Below are 1,079 nucleotides of genomic sequence, written 5' to 3' on the forward strand. Positions count from 1 at the left end.
CGATGGCCCAGCGATGGCCTTCCACCGACACCAGCTTCTGCATGGACGTGCCTTTGGGGCACCATGTGGAGAAGAAGGCCAAGCTGCCGTCGGCGATGTTGCGGCGGATCAGAAGACCCCGCGTCCATTCCCCGGCAAGGTCGTCGTTGTATTCACCGGCGTCGAGATCGGCCAGCTCGAGATAGGCCCAGTCGTGCCAGCGCGGCCCTTTGATCCCCTCGCCGGACGCCAGGCGGCGCCAGGCCTTCTTGGGAAGGCTCTGCGCAATCGCGGAGGCGGTGCCGGCGACAGGCTGCGGCTTGCCCCAGGAACGGAACACATGATTGGACGCAACACCCAGAACATAGCCCTTGCCCTCCTTGCGCAGCAGGGTTTCGATCTCACCGGTGCCATACACGCTGTCCGCGGCCACGAACGCGAACGGCACCTGTGCGGCGATCGCGCCAGCGATCATGTGACGCGCGATCTTGGGCTTTGTCGCAAAGCCCGCATCGCTCGGGACATGCGCAGCCTTCAGGCGAGCGGGGTCGTCCGTCCAGTCCTTTGGCAGGTAGAGTGCCCGGTCGATGAAGGCATGGCCATGCCGCGACACGTAGGCGGCGAACACTCCGATCTGGCAATTGGTGATCTTGCCGGCCGAGCCGGTGTACTGGCGCGCGACGCCGCATGAGGCCTTGCCCTGTTTCAAAAAGCCGGTCTCATCGATGACCAGAACCGCGTCCTCATCGGGCAGCGTTTCCAGCACGTATTCACGGACAATATCGCGCAGCGCATCGGCGTCCCACTGCCCCCGACCCAGGATCGCTTGCTGGCGCCACGGGCCTGGATCGCCGGCCGCTTCCGCCCGCATCCAACCCGTCTTGCGCGGCTCGTTGCCCAACAGTCCGTCGAGAAACTGCCCCGCCGCGGCCGCGACCCGCTCCTGCGTAAACAGCGGACGGATGCGTTGCTTGATATCTCGCAACGCCGAAGCCCACAGCGTCAGCGTATCTTCAACTGACGCGCCACCAATCATCAGATCCCGAATCATGGTCGCCCATGGATTCAGAACCTTCAGGAAGATGCAACTGTAATGCTAG

General features: G+C 63.9%; 1 protein-coding gene. It reads right to left on the minus strand.

Annotation, left to right across the window (positions count from 1 at the left end):
- Positions 1 to 1,030, minus strand: a 1,030-nt coding sequence (locus tag I6F09_RS37160; protein WP_225143927.1) for an IS701 family transposase, incomplete at its 3' end; no start/stop codon positions are given.
- Positions 1,031 to 1,079: the final 49 nt, after the last annotated feature.

It is taken from the genome of Bradyrhizobium sp. IC3195 (genome assembly GCF_020193585.1).
Taxonomy (GTDB): domain Bacteria; phylum Pseudomonadota; class Alphaproteobacteria; order Rhizobiales; family Xanthobacteraceae; genus Bradyrhizobium; species Bradyrhizobium yuanmingense.